At 66.7% G+C, this 23,335-nt stretch carries 18 protein-coding genes, 1 tRNA gene and 1 riboswitch; of the genes, 17 read left to right on the top strand and 2 right to left on the bottom strand.

Translation table 11 applies throughout. The features are described 5' to 3' along the window. Nucleotides 1-17: 17 nt before the first annotated feature. Complete coding sequence (locus RDV64_RS20645; protein WP_309196846.1) at nucleotides 18-668, bottom strand: septation protein IspZ; 651 nt, start codon at nucleotides 666-668, stop codon at nucleotides 18-20. Between the two features lie 137 nt (nucleotides 669-805). Here RDV64_RS20645 and RDV64_RS20640 point away from each other — a divergent pair, with 137 nt between their 5' ends. The 10 genes from RDV64_RS20640 (at nucleotide 806) to RDV64_RS20595 (ending at nucleotide 12,972) form a co-directional block, all read left to right on the top strand. After that, nucleotides 806-1,411, top strand: coding sequence for an ATP-dependent Clp protease proteolytic subunit (locus RDV64_RS20640; RefSeq protein ID WP_309196845.1), 606 nt, complete (start codon nucleotides 806-808; stop codon nucleotides 1,409-1,411). A 42-nt stretch (nucleotides 1,412-1,453) separates the two neighbouring features. Then, nucleotides 1,454-2,278 (top strand): aldo/keto reductase, encoded by an 825-nt coding sequence (locus RDV64_RS20635; RefSeq protein ID WP_309196844.1) that lies wholly within the window; start codon nucleotides 1,454-1,456, stop codon nucleotides 2,276-2,278. Nucleotides 2,279-2,485: 207 nt separating this feature from the next. Further along, on the top strand, nucleotides 2,486-3,136 hold the full coding sequence (locus RDV64_RS20630; protein WP_309196843.1) for a glutathione S-transferase family protein: 651 nt from the start codon (nucleotides 2,486-2,488) through the stop codon (nucleotides 3,134-3,136). Nucleotides 3,137-3,139: 3 nt separating this feature from the next. Continuing rightward, nucleotides 3,140-4,414, top strand: coding sequence for an acyl-CoA dehydrogenase family protein (locus RDV64_RS20625; protein WP_309196842.1), 1,275 nt, complete (start codon nucleotides 3,140-3,142; stop codon nucleotides 4,412-4,414). After that, nucleotides 4,411-5,910 carry an AMP-binding protein gene (locus tag RDV64_RS20620; protein ID WP_309196841.1) on the top strand — a complete coding sequence of 500 codons (1,500 nt, stop codon included), beginning with the start codon at nucleotides 4,411-4,413 and terminating at the stop codon, nucleotides 5,908-5,910. Before RDV64_RS20625 ends, RDV64_RS20620 begins: the two co-directional genes overlap by 4 nt. 16 nt (nucleotides 5,911-5,926) lie before the next feature. Next, nucleotides 5,927-6,001 (top strand) — tRNA-Val (locus RDV64_RS20615). 141 nt (nucleotides 6,002-6,142) lie between these two features. Further along, nucleotides 6,143-7,408 (top strand): DNA repair exonuclease, encoded by a 1,266-nt coding sequence (locus tag RDV64_RS20610; RefSeq protein ID WP_309196840.1) that lies wholly within the window; start codon nucleotides 6,143-6,145, stop codon nucleotides 7,406-7,408. After that, a complete protein-coding gene (locus RDV64_RS20605) occupies nucleotides 7,405-10,800 on the top strand; it encodes an AAA family ATPase (RefSeq protein ID WP_309196839.1) in 3,396 nt (1,131 codons plus the stop codon). Before RDV64_RS20610 ends, RDV64_RS20605 begins: the two co-directional genes overlap by 4 nt. 260 nt (nucleotides 10,801-11,060) lie before the next feature. Beyond that, nucleotides 11,061-12,227, top strand: a complete 1,167-nt coding sequence (locus tag RDV64_RS20600) for a Ppx/GppA phosphatase family protein (RefSeq protein ID WP_309196838.1) — start codon at nucleotides 11,061-11,063, stop codon at nucleotides 12,225-12,227. Nucleotides 12,228-12,231: 4 nt separating this feature from the next. Next, the gene (locus RDV64_RS20595) at nucleotides 12,232-12,972 is read left to right on the top strand and encodes an RlmE family RNA methyltransferase (protein ID WP_309196837.1); all 741 of its coding nucleotides are present in this window, start codon (nucleotides 12,232-12,234) and stop codon (nucleotides 12,970-12,972) included. On the opposite strand, the gene RDV64_RS20590 is transcribed toward RDV64_RS20595, so the two are convergent. Next, entirely contained in the window at nucleotides 12,936-14,351 is a 1,416-nt protein-coding gene (locus RDV64_RS20590; RefSeq protein WP_309196836.1) for an MFS transporter, read from the bottom strand. The two genes, RDV64_RS20595 and RDV64_RS20590, sit on opposite strands and share 37 nt — an antisense overlap. 249 nt (nucleotides 14,352-14,600) lie before the next feature. On the opposite strand from RDV64_RS20590, the gene guaB reads away from it, so the two are divergent. The 7 genes from guaB to thiC all read left to right on the top strand — a co-directional run bounded on the left by guaB (nucleotide 14,601) and on the right by thiC (nucleotide 23,323). Then, nucleotides 14,601-16,100 carry an IMP dehydrogenase gene (gene guaB / locus RDV64_RS20585; protein ID WP_309196835.1) on the top strand — a complete coding sequence of 500 codons (1,500 nt, stop codon included), beginning with the start codon at nucleotides 14,601-14,603 and terminating at the stop codon, nucleotides 16,098-16,100. Nucleotides 16,101-16,103: 3 nt separating this feature from the next. Further along, nucleotides 16,104-16,502: a DUF2306 domain-containing protein gene (locus RDV64_RS20580; protein ID WP_309196834.1), complete on the top strand. Its 399-nt coding sequence runs from the start codon at nucleotides 16,104-16,106 to the stop codon at nucleotides 16,500-16,502. A gap of 3 nt (nucleotides 16,503-16,505) precedes the next feature. After that, the gene (locus RDV64_RS20575; RefSeq protein WP_309196833.1) at nucleotides 16,506-17,795 is read left to right on the top strand and encodes an RsmB/NOP family class I SAM-dependent RNA methyltransferase; all 1,290 of its coding nucleotides are present in this window, start codon (nucleotides 16,506-16,508) and stop codon (nucleotides 17,793-17,795) included. A 34-nt stretch (nucleotides 17,796-17,829) separates the two neighbouring features. Further along, nucleotides 17,830-19,377 carry a glutamine-hydrolyzing GMP synthase gene (gene guaA, locus RDV64_RS20570; RefSeq protein WP_309196832.1) on the top strand — a complete coding sequence of 516 codons (1,548 nt, stop codon included), beginning with the start codon at nucleotides 17,830-17,832 and terminating at the stop codon, nucleotides 19,375-19,377. Nucleotides 19,378-19,538: 161 nt separating this feature from the next. Next, nucleotides 19,539-21,068: a cryptochrome/photolyase family protein gene (locus RDV64_RS20565; RefSeq protein WP_309196831.1), complete on the top strand. Its 1,530-nt coding sequence runs from the start codon at nucleotides 19,539-19,541 to the stop codon at nucleotides 21,066-21,068. Then, on the top strand, nucleotides 21,065-21,238 hold the full coding sequence (locus RDV64_RS20560; protein ID WP_309196830.1) for a DUF2256 domain-containing protein: 174 nt from the start codon (nucleotides 21,065-21,067) through the stop codon (nucleotides 21,236-21,238). The genes RDV64_RS20565 and RDV64_RS20560 overlap by 4 nt, the downstream gene beginning before the upstream one ends. Before the next feature lie 55 nt (nucleotides 21,239-21,293). Beyond that, a riboswitch (TPP riboswitch) is annotated at nucleotides 21,294-21,423 on the top strand. A gap of 97 nt (nucleotides 21,424-21,520) precedes the next feature. Then, nucleotides 21,521-23,323: a phosphomethylpyrimidine synthase ThiC gene (thiC, locus tag RDV64_RS20555; protein WP_309196829.1), complete on the top strand. Its 1,803-nt coding sequence runs from the start codon at nucleotides 21,521-21,523 to the stop codon at nucleotides 23,321-23,323. Nucleotides 23,324-23,335: the final 12 nt, after the last annotated feature.

Here is a 23,335-nt window from a genome sequence, read left to right as displayed (position 1 = left end):
TGCGGCCGCCGACAGGGTCAATGCGCTGGGTGGAGTGCGGTTTTCGGCCCCACCGGCGGCGTTTCGGTCAGCTGGACGCCGTGCTCGCCTGACAGATTGTCGCGTATAGTGCGCCAGCTCAGCGCCAGGAACACCAGGTTGAACACCGGCGTCACGGTCTTGAAGATTGCCCAGGTTTCGGTGCTGAACGTGAGGCGCATGAATTCGTTGGCAGCGGCCATGATCGACAAGAAGATGATCATCCGCAGCGTCAGCACCCACCAGGCGCCATCGGTGAGGCGGAAACCGTCCTGCAGCGAGTTCTTCAAGACGAGCTTGCCCATCAACAGGCCGACCAGCAGCGCGACCGCGCCCCCAGCGTTAACGAGGGTTGCACGAAACTCGATCCATGCCGCGTTGTCGAACGCGATCGTGGCCGCGCCGAACACCGCCGCAAGCACCACCATTCCGAACGGAATGTACGGAAAATGCCGCTTCTCGAACCACGAGTAGAGAGCTGTGCCGAGGGTTGCGACAATGAAGAACAACGTGGCCTGATTCAGTCCCAGAATTTGCAGGGCAATGACGAAGGCGAGCGCCGGGCCGATCTCGATCGCAAAGCGCTCGAACAGCTTGCGCTTGTTGATCTGTTCCCAGGCGGTCTTGGGTTTTTGCTCCACAGTCGTCACCGATCGCTCCATTCGTTGAACTGCGACAACGGTTCACACGCCGGTTTTGATCCCTTTGTGGTTGCAGAGCGCGATGGTGTTTGCGTTTGGCGGCCACATTCCATAGATAGCGAGCCATATTTCCAGGACAGGATGTGATGCCGCTAATCCCCCGTTTCGACGACGAAGATGACGACGACGAGAAGGTCAAGGCACAGCAGTCGATCCCGGTCGACAAGCACCTCTTCGAGGCGCGCCAGGTGATGATCGTCGGCCCGATCACGATGGACCTTGCACGGGACGTGTGTCAGCGCCTTCTGGCGCTCGCTCACGTGTCGAGTGACCCGATCACGCTGATTGTTTCCTCACCCGGCGGACACGTTGAGTCCGGCGACATGATCCATGACACGATCGGCCTCATCAAGCCGGACGTGAACATTCTTGGCATGGGGTGGGTCGCCTCCGCCGGTGCACTGATCTACATCTCCGTTCCCAAGGAACGGCGTTACTGCACACCCAACACGCGCTTCCTGCTGCACCAACCCTCCGGTGGCGCAGGCGGCGTGGCGTCCGACATCGAGATCCAGGCACGCGAGATCATCAAGATGCGCGAACGGCTGAACCACCTGTTCGCCAATGCGACAGGCCAGCCGCTGGAGCGCATCGAGACCGATACCGACCGTGATTATTGGATGGGTGCGGACGAGGCGATCGATTACGGGCTCGTCGGCAAGATCGTGAGCCGGGTCGAAGACCTCGGCTAGCGTGCAGCACCGCCCGTTCGGCAACGAAAGGGTAGCGACGTGTTGAACTTCAAGACCGCGAACGTGACGATCCCCAAGCTCGGGATCGGCACGTTCGAACTCCATGACGACGTGTGCATCAAGGCCGTCTCGTCCGGGATCGATGCCGGTTACCGCCACGTCGACACCGCCGAGCGGTACGAGAACGAAGAAGCGGTGGGCGCCGGCATTCGCGCCGCCAGCATCCCGCGCGACCAGATCTTCGTCACCACCAAGGGTTGGCACGACCACTTGGCAGCAGACGTTCTGCCCGCCACCTGCGAAGCATCGCTCGGCCGCCTCGGCCTCGACTATGTGGACCTTTACCTCATCCACTGGCCGGGAGAGACGACCCCGCTTTCCGAATCGGTGCCTGCGCTTTGCGAAGTCCAGAAGCGCGGCCTTGCCCGTGCGGTCGGCATTTCCAATTTTCCACCGGCACTGATGCGTGAGGCCGCCAGCCTCGCCGAAGTGCCCCTTGCGGTGAACCAGGTGGAATATCACCCCTTCCTCGACCAGTCGGACATTCTGAAGACCGCCGAAAGCCTGAACATGGGCGTCACCGCCTACAGCCCGCTCGGCCGCGGCAAGGTGATGGACGATCCGGTGCTGAAGGAGATTGCGGCGGCGCACGGCACCAACCCGGCGATCATTTCGCTGGCGTGGCTCCTCCAGCAGGAGCGCGTGCTGGCGATCCCCAAGAGCCAGTCTCCGGAGCGTCTTGCAGCCAACCTCGGCGCGCAGGAGATCGAACTTTCCGCTGAGGACGTGCGCCGGATCGACGCGCTGGGCTCCAAGGCCGGCCGCCTGATCGACCCCGCCTTTGCGCCCGACTGGGATCTCGTCTGATCCATCGGCCCTGCGTTGTCACGCGGCCTCACACTCAGGGTGAGGCTGCGCAAACGTGCTGTGCAGTGTTTTCGGTGCCGGGGGCGTGGACCTTTGGCATCATCTTCGCAATGATTGCAGCTCCTGGCGTGATCCACGCGCCCGCACCGGCGCGGTGACGACGCTCCGGCGCCGTTCACCGAACCATGGAAGAGACAAAGACAGGCTATGCGTTACACGATTGTCGTCGGCAACAAGAACTATTCCTCCTGGTCGCTGCGGCCGTGGCTGGTGCTTGACCACTTCGGTTTCGAGTACGAGGAAGAACTCGTCCCTCTCGATACGCCCGAGACCCGCGCAACTCTGCTGACCTATTCTCCGGCAGCCAAGGTCCCGATCCTGGTCGACCGTTCCTATGCCGTCTGGGACAGCCTTGCGATCATCGAATACCTGGCCGAGGTGAAGCCGGACGCGGGGATCTGGCCGGAGGACATGCAGGAGCGTGGCCGCGCGCGCACCCTGTCGGCTGAAATGCATTCCGGATTCCCGGGCCTGCGCAAGGCCTGCCCGATGAACCTGCGCAAATCCTTCCCCTACAAGGAGCGCGGCGGCGCCCAGGCCCGCAAGGACGTCGAGCGTTTCGAGGGGATCGTGCGGGACCGGATGATGCGCTCCGGCGGCCCGTTCCTGTTCGGCAAATGGGGTGCGGTGGATGCGATGTTCACGCCGCTCGCCACACGTCTTCGCACCTATGCCTGGCCCCTCAACGACGAGACCGGCAAGTACGTGGACGCACTTCTGGACAACGCCAGCTTCAAGAAGTGGCGTGACGAAGGGGTCAAGGAAAGCTGGGTTCTTGCCCACGACGAAGTGAAATAAGCCATGAACATCGCGCAGCCACCCGTCGCGGACACGGTGCTGGATGCGCCGATGTTCGACCCTGCCGCCTTCCGCCTCACCCCCTTCGAGGCGGAACTGGCGGCAAGGGCTCGTGCGCTCGGTCCCACGTTTGCAGAGCGTGCCTTCGTCATTGATCGCGAGGCCCGCTTTCCGACCGAGAATTTCGACGACATGCACCGCGCCGGACTTCTCGGCATCTGCATTCCCGAGCGGTTTGGCGGGGAGGGGGCGGACTATCGCGCCTATTCGCTGACCGCCGCCGAAATCGGCCGTTATTGCGGCGCAACGGCGCTGACCTGGAACATGCACGTCTGCTCCACGCTGTGGTCCGGCCCGCTCGCCGATGATCTCGACATGGACGACGAGGCCCGCGCCACCCACGAGGCGCGCCGCGGCGTCCATTACAAGCGCATCGTCGAGGATGGTGCGATCTACGCGCAGCCCTTCTCCGAAGGCGGGGCGGCCGCGTCCGGCGCCGTGGCATTTGCCACCGAAGCGGAGCCGGTGGACGGCGGCTGGATCGTCCGCGGCAAGAAGATCTTCGCGTCGCTCTCCGGCAGCGCCGATTATTACGGTGTCCTGTGCACCGAAACCGACGGGTCAGGCCAGAAAAGCCGCCGCAACACGCTCTATCTCGCCATCCCGGCCAACGCCGAGGGCGTGTCCGTGGTGGGCGAGTGGGACCCGCTCGGCATGCGCGGCACAGTCTCCCGCACGCTCATCTTCGAGGATGTGTTCGTGGCGGAGGAGGCGGCGCTGATGCCGCGCGGTGTCTACTTTCAGGCCGCATCCAACTGGCCGCACATGTTCATGACGCTTTCGCCGGCCTACATGGGCCTTGCGCAGGCAGCCTACGACTTCACCGTGAGATATCTGCGCGGCGAGATGCCGGGGACCCCGCCGGTCAAGCGCCGCCAGTACGCCACCAAGCAGATTGCGGTGGCCGAGATGAAGATCAAGCTGGAGCAGGCAAAGACGCTGTGGTTCCAGGCCATCAGCGAGGCCGGGCCGCGCCCGTCCAAGGACCAGGTGATGCGCGCCTGGGCTGCCCAGTACACGGTGATGGAGTTTGCCAACGACATTGCGCGCCTTGCCATCCGCACATGTGGCGGCCAGTCGATGCTGAAGCGCCTGCCGCTGGAGCGGATCTACCGTGACAGCCGGTGCGGGGCGCTGATGCTGCCATGGACCGCGGAGCTGTGCCTCGACCGTCTGGGCAAGGCGGCCCTCTACGAGCCGGGCGAAGACGACGATTGAGCGATCTCTTCACCCCCGTCGAGCGCAACGCAGCGTTCGATCCTGACCGGGTTGCGATCCGGTTCGGCGGGGAGGCGGTGCGCTACGCCGACTTCGTCGCCAGAGTTCATGCCGTGGCGTCGGGCCTTGCAGCATCCGGTGTGGCACCGGGCGACCGGATTGCGGTGCTCGCCCACAACCATCCCGACACGCTGGCGCTGCTGTATGCCGCGGCTCGGCTCGGCGCGATCCTCGTTCCTCTCAACTGGCGCCTTGCGGAGGCGGAGCTGCTCTGGGCCATCGCCCACGCGCGCCCGTCGCTGCTGGTGCATGACGAGGCGCTTGCTGCAACCGCCGCGGCACTGATGCCGGCAGGTGAGCGCAGGTGCATGGGCAAGGCGGGTGATCTTGCCGCTGTACGCCGGCCTCTGGCGGCTTCGGGCGGGGCAGACCGGCCGTGCCTTCTGGTCTACACCTCCGGCACCACCGGGCGGCCGAAAGGGGCGCTGCTGCCGCAGTCGGCGCTTCTCTTCAATGCCATCCAGTCCCACCACATGCATCAGATGACGGCGGCCGACCACGTCCTCACCGTCCTGCCGATGTTCCATGTCGGCGGCCTCAACATCCAGACCACACCCGCCCTGATGGCCGGCGCCACAGTGACCCTCCACGACAGGTTCGACGCCGGCGAAACGCTCCGCGCCATCGCGGCCGACCGGCCGACGCTGAGCGTCTTCGTGCCGGCCGTGATGAAGGCGCTTCTGGCGCACCCGGCGTTCGAGGCGGCGGACCTTTCGTCCCTGCGCGCCATCGCCACCGGCTCCACCATCGTGCCCGAGCCGCTGTGCGCAGCCTTCGAGGCCCGCAACATTCCAGTGCTGTGCATCTACGGCGCCACGGAAACGACACCCATTGCGGCCTACGACCGCTATGGCACACCCCGCACCAAAGGCAGCACGGGACGTTCCGGCCTCCTCAGCGACATTGTCATTCTCGACGATCAGGGCACGTCGCAGCCAACCGGCACCCACGGCGAGATTGCCGTGGCAGGCCCCATCCTGTCGGCCTATTTCGACGACGATGCGGCAACGACAGCGGCGTTTGCCGGCCGCCATTTCCGCACCGGCGACATTGGCAGCATCGCCGCCGACGGCACGCTCACCGTTCACGAGCGCAAGAAGAACATGATCATCTCGGGCGGCGAGAACATCTATCCTGCCGAGGTCGAGCGCGTGCTGTCCGCCCATCCATCCGTCAGCGCCTGCGCCGTGGTCGGCAAGCCGGACCCGCACTGGCAGGAGACCCCGGTGGCCTTCGTGGTCGGCACCGGCATCGATCCCGATGCGCTGGTGTCGCACATGGCGGCCCAGCTTGCGCGCTACAAGGTGCCGCGGGACATCCGCGTTGTGGACAGCTTGCCGCTGACGGCGCTCGGCAAGGTCCGGCACGACATTTTGCGGGGGCTAGCGGCGGAAGGTTCGCATCAGCCCCTTGCGCCCGCCAAAGCGACGGGATAAGTCAGCCGGGCCTTGGGGGCGCGTAGCTCAGCGGGAGAGCACCTCGTTCACACCGAGGGGGTCACAGGTTCAATCCCTGTCGCGCCCACCATCCCCCGGCACGCCCCAGCCTTCCGACATGACGCAGCGTCAGCCCTGATGCCGCAACCGCCGCAAACTTTGCTGTTGAGCCGGCATATTGCCATCTTGCGTTGCCGGGGCAGGGCGCGGGACAAGCCGGTGCGGAGGGGTCATGGCGTTCAGCTTCATTCACACCGGCGACCTTCATCTGGACAGTCCGCTCACGCGGCTGGTGTCGATGGAGGACGAGCGCGCGGTCGAGATTGCCCGCGCCGGGCGCCGGGCATTCGCCGAGCTGGTGGACATGGCCATCGAGCGCGGGGTGAACGCCTTCCTCATTGCCGGCGACCTGTGGGACGGGGACTGGCAGGACGTCGGCACAGGGCTTTTCGTGCAGCGGCAGGTGGCGCGGCTTGCCGATGCCGGGATCGGGGTGTTCGCCATTCTCGGCAACCACGATGCCGCCAGTCACATCACCGACCGGATCCGCCACTTCGACAAGCTGACACTGTTCGGAACCGACCGCCCCTCATCCGTCGAATGCGGCGAGGCGGTGATCCACGGGATGAGCTTTGCCCGGCGCGAGACGGTGGACAACCTCGCCGTCCGCTATCCGCCCGCCTGGCCGGGGCGAATCAATATCGGCCTCCTGCATACGGGTCTTGAAAACCCGCGCGGCCATGCGCGCTACGCGCCATGCTCACTCGCCGAGCTTTCGGCCAAGGGCTACCATTACTGGGCGCTCGGCCACATCCATGCCCGCGAGACGCTGCAGGAAAACACCGCAACGCTGGGGGGCACGATCGCCTACTGCGGTGTCCTGCAGGGCCGTCATGTGCGCGAACCCGGCGTCAAGGGCGCGCTCCACGGCACGGTGGAGGGCGAGCGGGTCCACCTTGCCGAGATCGACCTTGCCCATGTGGAGTGGTTCGAGGAAACGGTCGACGTGACATCCGAGCCGGTCGAAAGCGCGATCCGGGCCGCATTGGAGCGTGTTGCGACCGGCGCGACGGCGGAGATCGTGCCGGTTCGCCTTGTCCTCACCGGCGCAAGCGAGCACCATTTTGCGCTTCTGGCCCGGCAGCGTGCGCTTCTGGACGACGCGCGCCTTGCCGCCAGCGGCCTTGCCAACGGCCGCCTTCTGGTGGAGCGGGTGCGCATCGCCACCACCCCGCCGGCGGCCGAAGGCACCCCCCACCTCCCAAGCCATTTTGACGATTTCCTGGCACGCGCCGCGGCCGATCCTGCTGTTGCGAAGGGCGCCCAGGACGACATTCTCGCCATCCTCGAAAATGCCGGCTCCGGGGAGGCGCGGGCTGCGCTTCTGGAACTGTTGCCCGAGATCGCGGCATTCGAGAATTTCCGCGACCTCTCGGCGCTGACCGAGGCGGCCGCCGCGACGGTGGCAGGCCGCCTTGCCGGACCGGACCGGTCATGACGGCAGTGCGGTTCTCCAGCATCGGGCTCGCCCCTTACGGGATCTTCGAGGACCGGACCTTTGCGTTCGCGCGCCCGAAAGGGCCGGATCTGCATTTGGTCATCGGCCGCAACGAGGCCGGCAAGACAACGCTGAAGCACGCACTCATCCATGCGCTTTTCGGCATTCCCCGCGGCAATGCCTACGGTTTTCGCGGCACGCCAAGGCTTTCCGCCGAACTGACGATCGGCAGCGCAAATGTGCGGGTCGACCGTGCCGGCGCCAGCCGCACGTTGAAGGACAAGGCCGTTGCCGCCGTGCTCGATGCAGCGCTCCGCGCGGCGGATGTCACGGCGGACACGTTCCTGCTGAGCCAGGCATTCTCCCACGACGAGATGCGTGAGCACGCGGACGCGCTGTTCGATCAGTCCGGCGATCTGCGCACGCTTCTGGAAAAGGCGGCGGGAGGGCTCGTCCATGTGGAGAGCGTCAAGCGTGGGCTGGAGAAGGATCTTGCCAGCCTTTTCGTGCGGCACAAGGGCAACAAGCAGAACCTCATTCGCCAGCTGGAGGCAAGGCGGGAGGCGGCCGACGCCCGCTATCAGGCAGCACGGCTCGACACCGGCACCTACGCGCAGCTGATGCGTGAGGTGAGCGACGCGGAGGCTGCGCAAACGAGCCTGCGCCGTGCGCTGGAGGAGGCCCGCGCCGAGGTGGTCCGCCACACGCGCATTCGCGACCATGCCGGCACCGGCGCCCGCCTTGTCGCCATTGCGAGCGCGCTCAATGCGTTGCCGCGGACCGTCATGGCGCCGGGTGCCGTTGCACGGGTCGGTGCGCTGTTGTCCGAGGAGGCGATTGCGGCGGCCGAAGTGCGCCGGCTGACGGCCGACGTTGCACGCGAGACGACCGCCCGTGACGCGGTGATCGTGGACGCCGATATTCTTGCTGCTGCGGGGGAGATCGAGGCGCTGGCCACCCGCGCGGCCGCCATGCCGCAGCATGATGCGCGCCGCGGCGAATGCCGGGACAATGCGGCAGCGGCCCGTCTGGCCGCAATCCGCCGCGCGGCCGATGTGGGCCTTGCGGTGCCGGAGGGCGACGTCGCCCGTCTGGCAGAAAATCTGCCACCGGCCATCGACCGCAATGACGCTCGCCGCACCCTGGCGGAGCGGGCCGAGCACGACCGTGCCGTCCAGACCGCTGCCGCAGCGCTCGCCCGCGCCGAAGAAATCACCCCGCCAGACGCGCCCGAGCCGCCGCCCGAACCTCTCGTCCGGGCATTGGACGAGATTGCACGGCTGGGCGACTATGGCGCGAACCTCCAGATGCTGGATGCTGCCGTCGACGCGGCGGAGGGCGCGCTTGCCGCTGCCACACGCGCTGCCGCCGCCGACCCCGTTGCCGACAACCCGCCCGCCGACACCGAAGGCGTGCGCCGCGAGAAGGCGATCGACGCCGCCCGCGAAGACCTGCGCGCCGCTGAGGCCGCGGTGGAGGCTGCGCGCTTAGACCACGCCCGCCGCAAGGCGGCTGTGGATGCCCATCGCGCGCTGAAAATCCCGAGCAGCGCCGACATCGAGGCGGCGCGAACGGGCCGCGACACGCTGTGGCGGGAAATTGTGGCGGGGCGCCCGCTGGCCGAGGCTGCCGCACCCTACGAGGCGGAGGTGAGCGCGGCCGACAAGCTGGCGGACGAGCGCTTTGTCCAGAGCAAGGCCGTTGCCACCGCCGAGCAGCTCCGCGTCGAGGCCAGAGAGGCCCAGAGCATCCTGACGGAGCGCGAGGCCGCACGGGATGCCCGCTGCGCCGTGGTGGACGACCTCGTTGCGAACTGGACAGAGACCCTGGCAGGCGCCGGCCTGTCGCCCGTGCCCCAGGACTATGCCGCCTGGCACCGCCGCCGCGCCGACCGCGCCGACGCCGCCAGAAGTGCGGCAGACGCCACCCGGCGCCGCGATGCCTTCTCGGCGCGGATGAAAGCGGCTGTTGACGCCTCTGTCGCCGCGCTGGGCGAGACGGGCGACGAAGTACCCGCGGCAGAGCTGGACCGGCTTGCTGCGCAAACGCGGGCCGCGATGGCTGCGGCGCAAAGAGCCGAGGCGGAGGCAAAGGCAGCGCACAAGGCGTTTGCCACCGAGCAGGCAAATCTGCCGCGGCTGCGCGAGGTTCTGGCCCAGAGCGAGGCAGAGCGGGCCGCATGGCGCACCCGCTGGGAGGGGCTCGCGGCCCGCTGCAACCTTGAGGCTGACATTACGCCGGCACGGCTCGACGATCTCTTCGACGCCTATGGCGACATCGTTGCCGCCGCCAAGCAGGTGGCCGACGGTACGGCGGAAGCAGAGCGGATCACTCGTTTCGAGGATGCGCTGGCCGACGACGCTGCCCGCCTTGGCCGCGCGTTGGGTGTTGCCGCAGATGCCTATGGCCCGGTGGTTGCCGCATTGCGCGCGCGCCTGACCGAGGCGCGTGACGCCGAACGCCGCCGGATGGAGCTGACGCTAAGGCTGGACACGGCGGTGGCCGACCGGGACACGGCTGTGGAGGCCAGAGCGCGGGTCCGCAGCGGTCTTGCCGCCGATATCGACGCTGCCGGTCTGGCGCAGGACGCGCCTTCTGAAGCGCTGGCCGCCGCGGCGGAGGCCAGCGACCGTCGCCGTGCGTTGCACGCCGAGCGCGACGAGCGTCTCTCCGCCCTTGAGATTGCCGGCCTCTCGCCCGAATCACTGGCCGAGGCGTTGAAGGACACTGACGATGCTGGGCGCGCAACCGCCCTTGCCGGCGCAGAGGACCGCCTGAACCAGGCGGAAGCTGCCGAAAGGGCGGCGAATGACGAGGCGGTTCGCGCCCGGCAGGAGCTTCACCGGAGCGAGGAGGCGAGCCGCGAAGGCACGGCAGCCCGCGCGCGCATGGAGCACACCGCCATCGAGCGCGAGACGGCGGAGGCTGCAGCGGCCGCCATCCGCCTGCGGCTTGAACTTGCCGTCCTTTCCGCCGCGCAGGATCTTTTCGCCCGCGAATACCGTTCGCCCATTCTGGAGCGGGCTTCTGCGGTGTTTGCCGGCTTTACCGGCGGCGCCTACGACCGGATCGAGGCCGGAACGGGGGACGATGCCTTCGTCCTTGCCCACAGGGTCGACGACGATATCGACGTCAACGTGCGCCAGATGTCCGCCGGAACGCGCGACCAGCTTGTTGCATCGGTGCGATTCGCCGCAGCGCAGGACAGCGCGCTCCCCTTTATTGCCGATGATCTGTTTGTAAATGCCGACGATGCGCGCGCTGCCCACGGTTTTCGCGCCCTCGCCAATCTGGCCGAGGGCCGGCAGGTGTTTTACCTTACCCACCACGACCATCTGGAGGCTGTCGCGCGCGATGCGATCTCCAGCGAAATCAATGTGGTAAAACTCTAGGTAATTTTCGGGGAGGGCGACTGGGGCGCGGTGTTTGGCGCGTCGTGGCCCCGCGGTGACACGCATGACAGATTTGTCGCTGCGGCCGGTCGAAAATTTGAACTTGGCCTCGATCTTGTTATGTTTGGATCTGACGACGGCAAACCAATGGCAGCCCGATGGTGCCAAACGGTTTGGAGACGCTCGGTGCGCAGCAGAAATGCTGCATCGCCGAGAGCAGGAGAGAAGACGAGGGTCATCGCGAGTTAGGGAGGCGACGCATGGACGTCCTGAGCAATACGGAGCGAGAGCCGCGCTGCATGCCCGCAGAAGCGATGGCACGATCCGTGGGCGAAGATACGCGCCGGGCCCGCCGCCCTTACCCTGTCGCCAGCGAGGCGCGCCCTGCCACCGCCCGCCGCTATGCCGCGCTCGACCTTGGCACCAACAATTGCCGCCTGCTGATCGCGGAGGCACGCCGCGGCGGCTTTCGCGTGGTGGACGGGTTTTCGCGCATCGTGCGGCTGGGCGAGCACCTTTCCCAGGAAGGCGCCCTGTCCGAAGAGGCGATGGACCGCGCCATCGGGGCCCTCCAGATCTGCGCGTCCAAACTTGCCAATTCCGGCGTTGCCCACGCCCGCACCATCGCCACCGAAGCCTGCCGCGCTGCGGCCAATTGCGAGCGTTTCACCAGCCGCGTGCTGGACGAGACCGGCCTCGACCTTGAGGTGGTCGACCGGCAGACAGAGGCGCGCCTCGCCGTCGCCGGTTGCGCCCCGCTGGTGGACGACGACGCGGAAGGCGTGCTGCTGTTCGACATCGGTGGCGGTTCCTCCGAAATCGTGTGGCTCGACCTCAGGAGCCGGTACAATCTGCGCGGCACGGGCCTTGTCCACTGCATCCGCGCATGGACATCGCTGCCCATCGGGGTTGTCTCGCTGGCCGAACGGCATGGCGGCAAGGACGTGGACGAGAAGAAGTTCGCCGCCATGGTGGACGACGTGCTCGGCCTCCTCGCCAAGATCGACAGCCGCGGCGTCCTCTCCGAGGCGGTTTCGCGGGGCGGGGTGCATCTCCTCGGCACGTCGGGCACCGTCACCACGCTGGCGGGGCTGTTTCTGGGCCTCAAGCGCTACGACCGGCGGCAGGTGGACGGAACGTGGCTTGACAACCGGCAGGTCGACACGCTCATAGCGCAACTGTTGGGCATGTCGTTCGACGACAGGGTGGCCAATCCCTGTATCGGTGCCGACCGTGCGGATCTCGTCCTCGCCGGCTGCGCCATTTTCGAAGCGATTCGCCGGCGTTGGCCCTGCGAGCGACTGCGTGTGGCCGACCGTGGCCTGCGCGAAGGAATGTTGATGGAACTGATCGAGCGCGACCGGCTGGCCGCGCAGCGCAGCCGCCGGCAGCGGCGGAGCGCCAACCGCGTTCCGATCCACGCCTGATCTTATGGCAAGTGGAAAAGGCAAGACCGGCGGCGCCAAGAGCGGCGCCGGCGGCAAAGGCTCGGGCACGGGTGCAAACCCCCGCCAGATGCACACCCGCGTCAAAACCGCGAAGGGGCGCAAGCTCTCGTCCACCTTGTGGATCCAGCGCCAGCTGAACGACCCCTACGTGCAGCGCGCGAAGGCGGATGGCTACCGCTCGCGCGCGGCCTACAAGCTGATCGAGATCGACGAGCGCTACAACATCCTCAAGCGCGGGCAGACCGTGGTCGATCTTGGCGCGGCGCCCGGCGGCTGGTGCCAGGTGGCGGTCCAGCGCTGCAATGCCACCGCGATGTTGCCTGTGGTGGCCATCGACATCCTGCCGATGGACCCGATGACCGGCGTGAAAATTCTCCACCAGGATTTCACCGCAGACGAAGCGCCCCAGATGCTGATCGACGCGCTGGGCGGTCGCCGCCCCAACGTGATGCTGAGCGACCTTGCGCCCGAAACCATCGGCCACCGCGCGACCGACCACCTGCGCGTGGTGCACCTTGTGGAGCTGGCGCACGATTTTGCGCGTCAGACGCTGGCGCCCGGCGGATCGTTCCTTGCCAAGGTGTTTCAGGGCGGGGCGGAGGCGGACCTTCTGGCCGCCATGCGCCGGGACTTTGCGATCGTGCGGCACGTCAAGCCGCCGTCCTCGCGGCCCAAATCGCCCGAAACCTACATGCTGGCGACGGGCTTTCGCGGCGGCACCTGAGGCTTCTGCGCCATCTCCGCCGCCGCATCGGCGGGGAGGCGAAGGTAGAAGATCACCGAGCACAGCGAAATCAGCGCGACCGTGGCGAAGGCGGACACAAAGTCGGTCACCAGAATCTCGTGGCCGTCCCGCATGGCGCGCTGAAACTCGATCACGGCCGCGCCGATCGCCACCCCGGCGGCCAGCGACACCTGCTGCGCCACGCTGAAGAGGCTGGTGGCCAGACTCATCCGTTCCTGCTCCACCTCGGCGTAGGCCATGGAGTTGAGGCAGGTGAACTGGAGCGAACGGAAGAACCCGCCCACCAACAGCACCGACACCATCAGGATGGCCGGCACGTTGTAGGCAAACAGTGCCATGGCAAGAAGCGCCGCGCTGGAAATCAGCCCGTTCCAGATGAGCACGCTGCGAAAGCCGAAGCGATAGACCAGCGGCTTTGCGGTGAACTTCATCAACAATGCACCGGCAGCGGAGAAGAAGGTGAGCCCGCCTGCCTGGAAGGCGGACAGGCCGAGCCCGATCTGCAGCATCAGCGGCAGAAGGAACGGGATCGACCCGATGCCGATGCGAAACAGCGATCCGCCGACGGCGCTGCAATAAAATGTCGGCAGGCGGAACAGCGTGAGGTCCAGCAGAGGCGCCGCCACCTTGCGGGCATGCGCAAGGTAGAGCGCCGTCGAGATGGCGCCGGTGCCGATCATCGCAAGGGTGATGGGAAGGGGCAGCATGTTCTGCCCCAGCACCGAAAGGCCGAAGACCAGACCGGACAGCCCGATGCCGGAGAGGGCAAAGCCCACAAGGTCGAGCGGCCTGCGGTCAAGGCTCTTCACATCGTCGATGAAGATCGAGATGAGGATGATCCCGGCAATTCCGACCGGAATGTTGATCCAGAAGATCCACCGCCAGTCAAAATAGGTGGCGATGAAACCGCCCAGCGGCGGCCCGAACAACGGTCCCATCAACGCTGGCACGGTCAGCCACGCCATGGCCGACAAAAGCTCGGACTTGGGCGTTGTGCGCAAAAGCACGAGGCGGCCGACGGGCGTCATCATCGCCCCGCCAGCGCCCTGGATGATCCGCGCGATCACGAATTCGGGCAGCGAGCCGGCCATCGAGCACAGGATCGACCCCAGCATGAACACCACTATGGCGCAGCGGAACACCAGCCGTCCGCCCAGCCGGTCCGCCGCCCACCCCGAAATCGGAATGAACGTGGCAAGGCTGAGAAGGTAGGCGGTGATGGCAAGCTTGAGGCGTATCGGATCGGTGCCGATGTCTGCCGCGATGGTCGGAAGGGCCGTGGCGATGACGGTCGAATCGACGTTTTCCATCAGCAGCGCCGAAGCGATGATGAGCGCGGTCAATTGCGGACGGGTCAAGGCAGGCTCTGGATTGGGCGGGTGCCCCAACTGTATGGCATGGTTTGACCCGCCGCAAACAGCGCCCCGCACGTGAACGGCTGTGTGCAATGGCGAAATGCATAGCACGATTGACACGCGCTCCATTGAAACGGCAGCGGTCGCCCGTATACATGGCGCAACCCGCGCGGACCGTAACGCCGCTGCCCGCGCGATGCCGGGCGCCGGCGGGCCCCCGGCTGATGCCGGGCGCAAATGGGAGGTCTCACCGTGGCTGAATTCATTACCCTAGAGAGCGGTGAGGCACTGACGTTCGACGACGTTCTGCTCGCCCCAGGCCCCTCCAGCGTCCTGCCCAACGCGACCGACGTGCGCACCTTCGTCACCCGCGAGCTGGCGCTCAACATCCCGATCCTGTCCGCAGCCATGGACACCGTGACCGAGCCTGAGCTTGCGATCGCCATGGCGCAGGCCGGCGGCATCGGCGTGATGCACCGCAACATGACGCCCGAAGAGCAGGCCGCTGCGGTGCGCCGCGTGAAGAAATACGAAAGCGGGATGATCGTCGACCCGGTGGTGATCGGCCCCGAGGCGACCCTCGCCGATGCGCTGGCGCTGATGGACCGCTTCGGCATCTCCGGCATTCCGGTTGTCGAGAATGGCGGCATGGGCGGCCAGGTGAAGGGCCGTCTCGTCGGCATCCTCACCCACCGCGACGTGCGCTTTGCCTCCGACCCGCGCACCCCGGTTCGCGAGCTGATGACGGCGGAAAACCTTGTCACCGTGCGTGACGGCGTTGGCCAGGAGGAGGCCAAGCGGCTCCTCCACCAGCACCGCATCGAGAAGCTCCTGGTGGTGGACGACGCCGGCAACTGCACCGGCCTTGTCACCGTGAAGGACATGGAAAAGGCGCGGGCCTACCCCAACGCGGTGAAGGACGGGCGCGGCCGCCTGCGCGTCGGCGCCGCCTCCACCGTTGGCGACAAGGGCATCGAGCGCGCCGAGGCGCTGATCGACGCCGGCGTCGACCTTGTGGTGATCGACACCGCGCACGGCCACTCTTCGCTGGTGCTGGAAACCGTGCGCCGGGTGAAGCTTCTCTCCAACTCCACCCAGATCCTCGCCGGCAACGTTGCCACCCGCGACGGCACCAAGGCGCTGATCGACGCAGGCGCGGACGCCGTGAAGGTGGGCATCGGCCCCGGCTCCATCTGCACCACGCGCGTTGTGGCGGGCGTCGGCATGCCGCAGCTCACCGCCGTGATGGAAGCCGCCGCAGCCGCCTCCGGCCCCGACATTCCGGTGATTGCGGACGGCGGCATCAAGTTTTCCGGCGACCTTGCCAAGGCGCTGGCTGCCGGTGCGTCCTGCGCCATGGTCGGCTCGCTTTTGGGCGGCACCACCGAGGCGCCGGGCGAGGTCTACCTCCACCAGGGCCGCAGCTTCAAATCCTACCGCGGCATGGGCTCCATCGGCGCCATGGCGCGCGGCTCGGCCGACCGCTACTTCCAGGCCGAAGTCAGCGACAGCCTGAAGCTGGTGCCCGAGGGCATCGAGGGGCAGGTGCCGTTCCGCGGCCCGGTCGCCACCGTGCTCCACCAGCTCGTCGGCGGCCTCCGCTCCGCCATGGGCTATGTGGGCGCTGCCGACCTTGCCGAGCTGCGCGACAAGGCCCGCTTCGTGCGCATCACCAATGCCGGATTGACGGAAAGCCACGTCCACGATGTCGCCATCGTGCGCGAAAGCCCCAACTATCCGTCCGGCCGCTGATCCATGAATCTTGCGCCGCTCCTTGCTGCCGTCCCGCCGATCCCCTCCCATGCCTTTGCCGCGATGGCGGGGACGGTGATCGGCATTGCGCAGTTCGCGCTGCCGAAGGGTACGCTGCGGCACCGGGTGCTGGGTTGGGTTTTCGTGGTCGGGCTCGCCTATGTCGCGGTGACCGGCCTCTTCATTCACACGCTGCAAATCTGGGGGCAGTGGAGCCCGATCCACCTTCTGTCGATTGCGACGCTGGCGCTGTTGGTGCGCGCCGTGCTTGCCGCACGCAGCGGCAACATCGGGCGGCACAGCCGGGCGATGACGCTGATTTATCTGGGTGCGCTGGTGGTGGCGGGGGCATTCACGCTGATGCCCGGCCGGGTCATGCACAACGTCGTCGTGGGAGGCTGAGCGGTGCGGACACCAGGGCGCATTCAGGCCGCAATCGAAGTGCTGGAGGAGCTCAGCCGCCGGGAGCGCCCGGTCGCCGACGCCATCAAGGACTGGGGCCTGTCGCACCGCTTTGCCGGCTCCGGCGACCGCGCGGCCATCGCCAACCTCGTCTATGACGCGGTGCGCTGGAAACGCTCCTCGGCGTGGCGCGCCGACAATGACACGCCCCGCGGCGTGGTGCTCGGCACCCTGCGCTTTCGCTGGGGCGTCGGCCCGGACGACCTCGCCACCCTCGGCGCCGAGGGCTTCGGCTTCGGCGCACCCACCGGGGCTGAGGCCGCAGCGCTCGCCGAGGACCGCCTGTCCACAGCCCCCACCCCGGTACAGGTGGACATTCCCGACTGGCTCGCAGGCCCGTTCGAAGAAAACTTCGCCGAGGAGTGGCCGGACGAGGCCGCGGCGCTCGCCGCACGCGCGCCGCTCGACCTTCGCGTCAACACGCTGAAGGCTGACCGCGAAAAGGTGCTCCACCAGCTCAAGCGCTTTGGCGCCACGGCGGGCCGGATCAGCCCCGTCGCCGTGCGCCTTCCGGCCCGCGCGGGCTGGGAGCGGGCCCCCAACATCCAGCGCGAGGAGATTTTCCAGCGCGGCCATGTTGAGGTGCAGGACGAGGGCTCGCAAGCCGCGGCGCTTCTGGTCTACGCGCAACCCGGCGACCAGGTGCTCGACCTGTGCGCAGGCGCTGGCGGCAAGACGCTGGCCTTGGCCGCTCACATGGAAAACCGCGGCCAGATCCACGCCACCGACGCCGACGCCGGCCAGCTCGCCCCCATTTTCGAGCGGGTGAAGCGGGCAGGGGCGCGCAACGTCCAGATCCACGGCGCGCGGGACGACCTTTCGGCGCTGGAAGGCAAGATGGACCGCGTTTTGATCGACGCGCCATGCTCCGGCAGCGGCACATGGCGGCGCCGGCCCGAGACCAAGTGGCGGCTCTCTGAGCAAACGCTGGAGCGGCGGATGGAAGACCAGGCCGAAGTCCTGGAGCGCGCCCGCAGCTTCGTGCGGCCGGGCGGCTACATCGTCTACGTCACGTGCTCGATGCTGCCGCAGGAGAACGAAGGCGCCATCGACAGCTTCCTGGAGCATTCGCCCGAGTTTGCCCCGGTTTCCGCCGGCGAGGCGTGGGAAGACCTCTTCGGCGTCGGCGGCCCCAAGCCGTGGAGCGCCGACGGCATGAGCCTCACCATGACCCCCGCCGCCACCAACACCGACGGCTTCTTTCTCGCAGTCCTCGAACGGATGACCGATTGATCCGCGCCAGCACCAACACGCCCAAGGGAAACCGATGAGCCACGACACCATCCTGATCGTCGATTTCGGAAGCCAGGTGACGCAGCTCATCGCGCGGCGCGTTCGGGAGGCGGGCGTCTTCTCCGTCATCGCCCCGTTCTCCGAAGCCGCCGCCGCGTTCCGCGAGCACCAGCCGGCCGGCGTGATCTTCTCCGGCGGTCCGGGCTCCACCCACGCCGAAGGCAGCCCCCGCGCACCGCAGGAAATCGTTGACGCGGACGTGCCGATCCTCGGCATCTGCTACGGCCAGATGACGATGACCACCCAGATGGGCGGCCGCGCCGAGGCCGACGACCACCGCGAGTTCGGCCGCGCCGAAATCGAGGTGGTCGGTAAGAGCCCCTTGATCGAGGGCATCTGGTCCCCCGGCGAGAGCCACACCGTGTGGATGAGCCACGGCGACCGCGTGGTCGAGCCGGCCCCCGGGTTCGAGGTGATCGCCCGCTCCCCCGGCGCGCCGTTTGCGCTGATTGCCAACGAGGAGCGCCGCGCCTACGGCCTGATGTTCCACCCCGAGGTGGTCCACACCCCCGACGGTGCGCGCCTCATCGAGAATTTCGTGCGCCGGATCGCAGGCGCCACCGGCGACTGGACCATGGCCGCCTTCCGTGAGGAGGCGGTGGCCCGCATCCGCGCACAGGTGGGCGACGGCAAGGTGATCTGCGGGCTTTCGGGCGGCGTCGATTCGACCGTCACCGCTGTTCTGATTGCCGAGGCGATCGGCGACCAGCTCACCTGCATTTTCGTCGACCACGGCCTTTTGCGCCAGAACGAGGCGGCGGAAGTGGAGGCGATGTTCGCCGGCCGCAACGATGTGGTGTTCAACAAGGTCGACGCTTCGGACGCCTTCCTCTCCGAGCTTGCCGGCGTCACCGACCCCGAGCAGAAGCGCAAGGTCATCGGCCGCGTGTTCGTCGAGGTGTTCGAGAAGGAAGCCAAGGCCGTTGGCGGCGATTTCCTTGCACAGGGCACGCTCTACCCGGACGTGATCGAGAGCGTTTCTGCCACCGGCGGCCCCTCCGTCACCATCAAGTCGCACCACAATGTCGGCGGCCTGCCGGAGCGCATGGGCCTCAAGCTGGTGGAGCCGCTGCGGCTTCTCTTCAAGGACGAGGTGCGCGCGCTTGGCCGCGAGCTCGGCCTTGGCGAGACATTCGTCGGCCGCCACCCGTTCCCCGGACCCGGCCTTGCGATCCGCTGTCCCGGCGAGATCACCGGCGAGGGCCTCGACATCCTGCGCCGCGCCGACGCCATCTATATCGAGGAAATCCGCGCGGCCGGCCTTTACGACAAGATCTGGCAGGCCTTTGCCGTCCTGCTGCCTGTAAAGACCGTTGGCGTGATGGGCGACGCGCGCACTTACGAGCACGTCCTCGCGCTGCGCGCCGTCACCTCCACCGACGGGATGACCGCCGACGTCTACCCGTTCGACCCGATGTTCCTCTCCCGCGTCGCAAGCCGCATCGTCAACCAGGTTCGCGGCGTCAACCGCGTAGTCTACGACGTGACGTCGAAGCCGCCCGGCACCATCGAGTGGGAATGACCGCCTGACTGCGACAGGCTGACAGAGACGCGCTGCCGGACGGGGCGGCGCGATCTCACGTCACAGGCCAGCGCTCTTGGCGGCGCGTCGCTGCCGGGCAAATGTCCCGGCATGAATTCAGCGTTTGCCAGCAACCCCGGCCGGCGGGGAGCCCTTGCTCGATGACCGGCGTGCGAAACCTCATTCTCGTTCTGGGCGATCAGCTCACGCGCGGGCTGTCCAGCATTGCTGCGGGCGATCCGGCGCGCGACCGCGTGCTGATGGCCGAAGTGCACGACGAAGCCACCTACGTGCGCCACCACAAGAAGAAGATTGCATTCCTGTTTTCCGCCATGCGCCACTTTGCAGCCGAGCTGCGCGAGGCTGGCTGGCAGGTCGATTACGTCACGCTTGATGCAGACGGCAACACCGGCAGCTTCACCGGCGAGGTTGAGCGGGCGGTGGCAGCGCGCGGGCCGGAGCGGATTGTCGTCACCGAGGCTGGCGAGTGGCGCGTCGCGGCGATGATAAAGGGGTGGGAGGAGCGCTTTTGCGTGCCCGTCGATATCCTTCCGGACGATCGGTTTCTGTCGTCGATCGAGGCCTTCGCCGCGTGGGCGGACGGGCGCAAGCAGCTCCGCATGGAGTATTTTTATCGCGAGATGCGCAAGAAGACCGGGCTTCTGATGGACGGGAGCGAACCTGCCGGCGGCAAGTGGAATTTCGACCACGACAACAGAAAGCCCGCAAAGACCGATCTTTTCATGCCCCGCCCGAACGAGATTGCGCCGGACGAAACCACGCAGGGTGTCCTGGCGCTGGTTGCCGACCGGTTCGACAATCATTTCGGCGACCTCGCGCCATTCACCTTCGCCGTGACGCGGGGGGACGCCGAGGACGCATTCGCAGCGTTCGTCGACAAGGCGCTACCAAGGTTCGGGGACTATCAGGACGCAATGCTCGCCGGCGAGCCGTTCCTCTACCATTCCGTCATCGCGCTCTACATCAATGCCGGGCTTCTTGATCCGCTTAAGGTGTGCGCGGCGGTGGAGGACGCCTGGCGGGCGGGGGACGTGCCGCTCAACGCCGCAGAGGGCTTCATTCGCCAGATCATCGGCTGGCGCGAATATGTCCGCGGGATCTACTGGCTGAAGATGCCCGGCTACGAGGCCAGCAATTTCTTCGGCCACAAGCGCCCGCTGCCGGACTTCTACTGGACCGCAGAGACCGACATGATGTGCCTGCGCGAAGCGATCACGCAGACAAAGGAGCTGGCCTACGCGCACCACATCCAGCGGCTGATGGTGACCGGCAACTTCGCAATGCTGGCGGGGGTCGACCCGGCAGAGGTGCACGAGTGGTACCTGTGCGTCTACGCCGATGCCTATGAGTGGGTGGAGATGCCCAACACCATCGGGATGAGCCAGTTTGCCGATGGCGGGCTCTTGGCGTCCAAGCCCTACGCGGCGAGCGGGGCCTACATCAACCGCATGTCCGACTATTGCGGAAACTGCCGGTACGACGTGAAGCAGCGCACCGGGCCGGAGGCCTGCCCGTTCAACGCGCTTTACTGGGGTTTCGTATCCCGCAACCGGAACAGGATCGGCAACAACCCCCGCATGAAGCAGATGGTGCGGACCTATGACAGGTTTGACGGGGACGAGCAGGAGCGGATCACGCAGAGCGCAGCCGCCTTTCTGGACAGCCTGTGACGGACAAGCGCTACACCAAGAGCAACCTGCCGCAGAAGGTCTGCGCCGCTTGCGGCAGGCCGTTCGCCTGGCGGCGCAAATGGGCGCGCGACTGGGACAACGTGAAAACCTGCTCGGAGCGCTGCAAGGGCGCGCTCCGCAAGATGAATGCCCAAGAGCGCAGGGGCTGACCCGGCGATCTTTCATTCGGACAATTGACAGGGCCGGGGCACAACGGCGATCATCGACGCTCACCTGGGGGGTCCCGACAAGGGGCTGAGATTCTGCTGGTGCGGTGCCAAGGCCCGCGTAGCGCAGTGACCCGATGAACCTGATCCAGTTCATACTGGCGTAGGGATGGTGCGCGCTTCGACAGGGCCGATCCGTTAGGCGGTGGCCCGCCTTCACGCCGAAGCCTCCTGCCGTTTTTACCCGCCGAACTGGGTCTCCATTGCTTGAGCAGGGAGGCTCATTTGGACGCTTTTGCAAAGACCGTCACCACAGGTCCGTTGCCCGCCTCGCGCAAAATCCATGCGCAGGGCATCCTTCATCCGGACATCCGCGTGCCCATGCGCGAAATTGCCGTGCATCCCACCGCCGGGGAACCGCCGGTCGCCGTCTACGATTCCTCCGGACCCTATACGGACGGCAAGACGGCCGTTGCGGTGAACGCCGGACTTGCCCGCATTCGCGCGCCCTGGGTGGACGCCAGAGGCGATACCGAGGCCTATGATGGACGCGCCGTCGAGGCGGCGGACAACGGCTTCGTCTCCGCCGAACGGCTGACCCCGCCGTTTCCCGCCCGGCACCGGCCGCGTCGTGCCAAGGACGGCACGGCAGTGACGCAGCTTGCCTACGCACGGGCCGGCATCATCACGCCTGAAATGGAGTTCGTGGCGATCCGCGAAAACATCGGCCGTGACGCTGCCGCCGCCGCCACGCGCGATGGCGAGGATTTCGGCGCCGCAATTCCGGACCACGTGACGCCCGAGTTCGTCCGCGAGGAAGTGGCGCGGGGCAGGGCGATCATCCCCGCCAACATCAATCATCCGGAAGCCGAGCCGATGATCATCGGCCGCAATTTTCTGGTGAAGATCAACGCCAACATCGGCAACTCCGCCGTCACCTCGTCCATGAGCGAGGAGGTGGAGAAGATGGTCTGGGCGATCCGCTGGGGCGCGGATACGGTGATGGACCTCTCCACCGGCCGCAATATCCACAACATTCGCGACTGGATCATCCGCAACGCGCCGGTGCCCATCGGCACGGTGCCGCTCTACCAGGCGCTGGAGAAAGTCGGCGGCGTTGCAGAGGACCTCACGTGGGAAATCTACCGCGACACGCTGATCGAGCAGGCCGAGCAGGGGGTGGATTATTTCACCATCCACTCGGGGGTGCGGCTTCACATGATCCCGCTCACCGTGGACAGGGTCACCGGCATTGTCTCGCGCGGCGGGTCGATCATGGCCAAGTGGTGCCTCCACCATCACCGCGAGAGTTTTCTGTACGAGCATTTTGACGAGATCTGCGACATCTGCCGTGCCTACGACGTGTCGTTCTCGCTGGGCGACGGGCTGCGTCCGGGCTCCATCGCCGACGCCAACGACGCGGCGCAATTTGCCGAGCTGGAGACGCTGGGGGAGCTGACCGAGATTGCCTGGGCCAAGGACTGCCAGGTGATGATCGAGGGGCCGGGCCACGTTCCGATGCACAAGATCAAGGCCAACATGGACAAGCAGCTTGCCGTTTGCGGCGAGGCGCCGTTCTACACGCTGGGGCCGCTGACGACGGACATTGCGCCGGGCTACGACCACATCACCTCCGGCATTGGCGCGGCGATGATCGGCTGGTTCGGCACCGCGATGCTTTGTTACGTCACGCCCAAGGAGCACCTCGGCCTGCCGGACCGGGACGATGTGAAGACCGGCGTGATCACCTACAAGATTGCCGCCCATGCGGCCGATCTTGCCAAGGGGCATCCGGCAGCGCAGGCCCGCGACGACGCCCTCAGCCGCGCGCGGTTCGAGTTCCGCTGGGAGGACCAGTTCAACCTCTCGCTGGACCCCGAAACGGCGCAGAAATTCCATGACGAGACGCTGCCCAAGGAGGCGCACAAGGTGGCGCACTTCTGCTCCATGTGCGGGCCGAAATTCTGCTCCATGCGCATCAGCCACGATATCCGCGCCGAAGCGCAGAAGGAGGGGCTTGCGGCGATGGCGGAGAAATTCCGCGAAGCCGGTGAGCTTTACCTGCCGGTGACGCCAGACCGGAGCTGAATGGGACGGGCC

The organism is Acuticoccus sp. MNP-M23 (assembly GCF_031195445.1).
GTDB lineage: Bacteria > Pseudomonadota > Alphaproteobacteria > Rhizobiales > Amorphaceae > Acuticoccus.
The sequence above is the reverse complement of the archived record's forward strand: the minus strand, read 5'-3'. Positions and strand labels throughout refer to the sequence as shown.

Coding starts and splice junctions, on each gene's coding strand:
- RDV64_RS20640 (WP_309196845.1), top strand. CDS start 806: ATGCCGCTAATCCCCCGTTTCGACGACGAAGATGACGACGACGAGAAG.
- RDV64_RS20605 (WP_309196839.1), top strand. CDS start 7,405: ATGACGGCAGTGCGGTTCTCCAGCATCGGGCTCGCCCCTTACGGGATC.
- RDV64_RS20625 (WP_309196842.1), top strand. CDS start 3,140: ATGAACATCGCGCAGCCACCCGTCGCGGACACGGTGCTGGATGCGCCG.
- RDV64_RS20565 (WP_309196831.1), top strand. CDS start 19,539: ATGACCGGCGTGCGAAACCTCATTCTCGTTCTGGGCGATCAGCTCACG.
- RDV64_RS20580 (WP_309196834.1), top strand. CDS start 16,104: ATGAATCTTGCGCCGCTCCTTGCTGCCGTCCCGCCGATCCCCTCCCAT.
- guaA (WP_309196832.1), top strand. CDS start 17,830: ATGAGCCACGACACCATCCTGATCGTCGATTTCGGAAGCCAGGTGACG.
- RDV64_RS20610 (WP_309196840.1), top strand. CDS start 6,143: ATGGCGTTCAGCTTCATTCACACCGGCGACCTTCATCTGGACAGTCCG.
- RDV64_RS20600 (WP_309196838.1), top strand. CDS start 11,061: ATGGACGTCCTGAGCAATACGGAGCGAGAGCCGCGCTGCATGCCCGCA.
- RDV64_RS20630 (WP_309196843.1), top strand. CDS start 2,486: ATGCGTTACACGATTGTCGTCGGCAACAAGAACTATTCCTCCTGGTCG.
- RDV64_RS20595 (WP_309196837.1), top strand. CDS start 12,232: ATGGCAAGTGGAAAAGGCAAGACCGGCGGCGCCAAGAGCGGCGCCGGC.